The sequence below is a fragment of the uncultured Rothia sp. genome (assembly GCF_937976295.1).
Classification (GTDB): Bacteria; Actinomycetota; Actinomycetes; order Actinomycetales; family Micrococcaceae; genus Rothia.
Map to the genome: position 1 here is coordinate 1 of NZ_CALJRY010000288.1, position 3,874 is coordinate 3,874.

A 3,874-nucleotide genomic window follows, 5' to 3' on the forward strand; every position below is an offset into this window, starting at 1 on the left:
AGACAATTAGCCCAGGGATGCTAGTCCAGCCGCGGTTCCGGCGCGTGGCAGGCGTCCAGCTTCGGCAGGGTGCGCCGCTCACCAGGCTCCTGCGCGGTTCCGCGAGGTGCCGGCACCAGGTGCGTTGCGGTGTCATTGCCGAGCACGCGCACCGCCGGGAACATGCCCAGGTCGTCCAGCTGCAGGCGCGGTGCCTGCGCGAGGGTGTCCACGAGCAGACGATACACGGCGCTCTTGCCCTGCCCCATAATCATGGGGGCGCGGTACCAGACCATCTCGTCGATGAGGTCTTCACCGGCGAAGAGGCCGACCATGCCGGGGCCGCCCTCAATCATGAGGTGCCGCACCCCGCGGGCGTACAGTTCGTCGAGCAGTTCACGCGGGTCGTGGGTGAAAATCTGCAGGAAGTTCTGCGGGTCCGCCTCCACACCTTCGGGCGGGTTGAGGCCGCGAATCCGGTAGTTCTCGGTAATCTCGGTCTTTCCCATGACCACACGCAGCGGCTGCTTCTCGAAGCGTTCCCCGTTGGCGTCGCGCGCATCCAGGGTCGGGTCGTCCATGAGGGTGGTTCGGGTGCCGATCATGACGGCGTCGGCGCGGTGACGGATCAGGTGCCCGTCAATGCGCGCGGCGGGGCCGGTAATCCACTTGCTCGTGCCGTCAGCGGCCGCAATGAACCCGTCCAAGGTGGAGGCGCTCTTTGCGGTAATGAAGGGGCGGCGTTCGGCGGCGGCAATGAACCAGCGCTCATTCAGCAGGTAGGAGGCGTTCGCGAACTCCTCCATGGCGTGCACGGTGACGCCCCGCGAGCGCAGGTAGGCGGCGCCTCCGGCTGCGTTTTCGGTGTCGTCGCTGTAGGCGTAGTAGAGTTCGCTGATGCCCGCCTCGGCGACGGCGTGGGAGCAGGGGCCGGTGCGTCCGGTGTGGTTGCAGGGCTCCAGGCTCACGTACATGCGCGCGCCAGTGAGGTCGGTTCCCGCGGCACGGGCGGCGGCGAGGGCGTCGGCTTCGGCGTGCGGGGTGCCTGCGCCTCGGTGGTAGCCCACGTGCAGCAGGTGCCCGTGCGCGTCGGTGATGACGGCGCCGACGAGGGGGTTCGCACCGCGAATACCTTGGCGGGCCGCCTGCAGTGCCAGGGTCATGGCGTCTGCGTGGCTAAGCGTCTGCTCGGGGTCGGGCAGCTGGAGGGTGCGTGCGGCGGGTAGCCCGGCGAGGTGACCGTACTCCGCGGCGGAGTAATCCAAGTCGTTGACCGGCAGGACAACGGGCGGAGTGCTGAGGCCCGGCAGATGGCTCGTGTCCTCAGGGATGGGGCGCTCGTGCACGGCAGCAATGTGTTCGGGCAGGGTGCCCGCAGGCCCCTGAGCTTCGTGCTGGCGGTTATTCGAGGTCATGGTAGTAGTCCTCCTTCTACGCGGATTCGTTCTTTGGCACGCTCTTGGTTACGGTTTCGCACTCGGCAACGGACGCGGCGGAGGATAGATCAGCCACGTCCACGGTGACGTCGGGGAACTGGGTCTGCACGCGAGCCTTCTGCGCCTCCAGGTTGCGGGTGCGCCACCAGACGAAGAAACCGACCAGGGTGAAGCATCCGTAGAACACGTACATGAGGGAGGTTGCGTAGTAGCCTGCGCTCCACAGCAGCGGCACGCCGACCAGGTCGACGGCAACCCAGATGAGCCAGAATTCAACCCAGCCGCGCGCCATGCCGTAGGTGGCGAGCAGCGAGCCGGTGAAGATCCAGGCGTCGGACCAGACCGGTTCGTAGGAGCCGAGGGCGCGGAAGACGGGGGTGAGCAGCAGGGTGCCTGCGACCATGGCGACAACCAGGCCTGCGCGTTCAGTGTTCGTTGCCCATTGCGGGATGACGGCGGCACCTGCGCTCGCGTTACCCCCGGATGCTCGGGTTGCGCGCCAACGATGCCAGCCCCAGATGGACACGGCAATAAACATGATCTGGCGGCCTGCCTGGCCGAGCATGGTGACGGGGTGCGGGCTGCCGACGAGGGCGCCCAGGAAGACGGTGAGGAGCAGCAGGTTGCCGAGAATGCCGACGGGCCACGCCCATACTTTGCGTCGCATGCCGCCGAGCGCCGATGCCAGGCCGAATGCGTTTCCGAGAACTTCGCGCACGAGGAGGGACTGGTCCCCCACGTGGATTTGTGCGTCGAAGAGCCACCGCAAGATGTCCATTGTTTCTTTCCTCTCTGAGTTGGACCGTGTGTCGGATGCGCCGTGTGCGCATCTGCGGCGGCTCCGGGGAGAGGAACAGAAAAGGGCGGCTAACGCGGGCATCTTAGGGAGTGCCCGGTATCCGTGGTGAGGCGGGAGCGGCGAATCAGCCAACCGTAGCTGAATTTAGCCGGCTGCGGTCGAAATCAGTCGGCTGCGCGGCAGGGGGAATAACGTACCGGCACCTCGGAGGCGCCTCTCCCCTGTCGTACAGAAAACCGCTGTACTGAAAACCACTGCGCTCTTGAGCATCAGTTTCCTCGAGCTTTTTCTCAAGCAATTTTCTTGAACAGCTGCTTCGGTGCACCCTGCACGCTACCCCCGAGGTTTCTCGTGAGGTGCGGCGGAGTGCGCTCCTGCCTTTTTCTGCTCGTGCTACCTTCCATCCAGACTGTACTGTCGGCACCGGATTTTCACCGGTTCGGCCTCTCTTGCGGGCGGGCGTCTCTAGCGGAGTCTTGGCGTCCTGCGCGGATGCGAAGATTCATACGATTTTTTGCCTGCCTGCGGAGCGGTTCGCGGGCTGTGACCGCCGGTTCGGAATTTCACCGACCCCGGAGCACGATGTCGATATTGATTATGCCACAGCGCACGCCGGGGGTTTAATTTGTTTTCTCTGGGATAACTTCCGTGACAAGATGACGTTATATGACTGCATTTTGTGTGATGCGCGGGAGCTTATCTTTGCGGTTCGTCTTCAAAAGTCGTCTTTCGGGTACCGTTTGGCGGCTCCACTGAGTACCTTTCGATGCTGCGATGTATACATCTTCTATCCAGCTTCGCCGTAGGGCGTTTTTGGGAGGGGCGGTGGTCTGCGGAGGGGACGATTTATCACGGTTTTGTAATGGTGGAGGGCACTAAACATACCAAAGAGTTACAGAGCCTTCTGATGGGTTACTCAGAACACGTTGAACACCTGTCAATACCTTTATGACAAGGAATTATAACAATAAGGTTAAATTATTGGTTTAAGGTTTACTCCAGGGGTGATTTAAGGTTATTCTTATCTACAGGAGCTCCCATCACCGATAAACCGGTTCCGTTGAGAGCGACATGATTCGGACCAACCGAGCACTCACATCAAACCCTTAAGCTTCTGCCATTTGAAGCTGGAAAACTGGCCCGCGGACTGCATTCCCCGGATGGTTTTCACGCAGCATCTGCGCGTACTGGATTGCGCAGTATTGCGGCGCACGATGTTGATGTGCTTCACCATCGGGAGGCAACCACACCGGATTATTTCTCAACGGAACCGGCGTGGGAGCTCTTCCGAATAAACTTCCGGAAGACCGCACGGTATGCGCCTTTGTAAACCTGTATGAGGGGGCGTTGTGCGTGTCGAACGGTCATAAGCTCCCGTTCTTCTGTCGTCGCCAACAGTGGTGCGCGGCGGAGGTTACGGGAACCTTGCGGGATGGTTGATCCCGCGCGCTCTGCATTGTCTTGTGGAGTGTGGTGTGTTTGGGTGGCGTATTCGCAGTGCCGGAGCGGATACGCCACCCGTTTTTAACATCTAAACCGGGGGAACCCCAGACCGAGGCGAGCTGCACACGAAACTCAGCCCCAGACCAACCTCATATACCCCAGACTGAGGCGAGCTAACCAGAGAAGGAAACCCCAGACCAACCCCTATATCAACCAA

At 61.7% G+C, this 3,874-nt stretch carries 2 protein-coding genes and 1 riboswitch; both genes read right to left on the reverse strand.

Annotated elements, in window-relative coordinates; translation table 11 throughout:
* Positions 1-20 precede the first annotated feature (20 nt).
* A complete protein-coding gene (gene ribD, locus Q0216_RS07760; protein WP_298594289.1) occupies positions 21-1,394 on the reverse strand; it encodes a bifunctional diaminohydroxyphosphoribosylaminopyrimidine deaminase/5-amino-6-(5-phosphoribosylamino)uracil reductase RibD in 1,374 nt (457 codons plus the stop codon).
* A gap of 16 nt (positions 1,395-1,410) precedes the next feature.
* Positions 1,411-2,193 carry a nicotinamide riboside transporter PnuC gene (gene pnuC, locus Q0216_RS07765; protein WP_298594291.1) on the reverse strand — a complete coding sequence of 261 codons (783 nt, stop codon included), beginning with the start codon at positions 2,191-2,193 and terminating at the stop codon, positions 1,411-1,413.
* Between the two features lie 407 nt (positions 2,194-2,600).
* Positions 2,601-2,799: riboswitch (FMN riboswitch) on the reverse strand.
* Between the last annotated feature and the right edge of the window lie 1,075 nt (positions 2,800-3,874).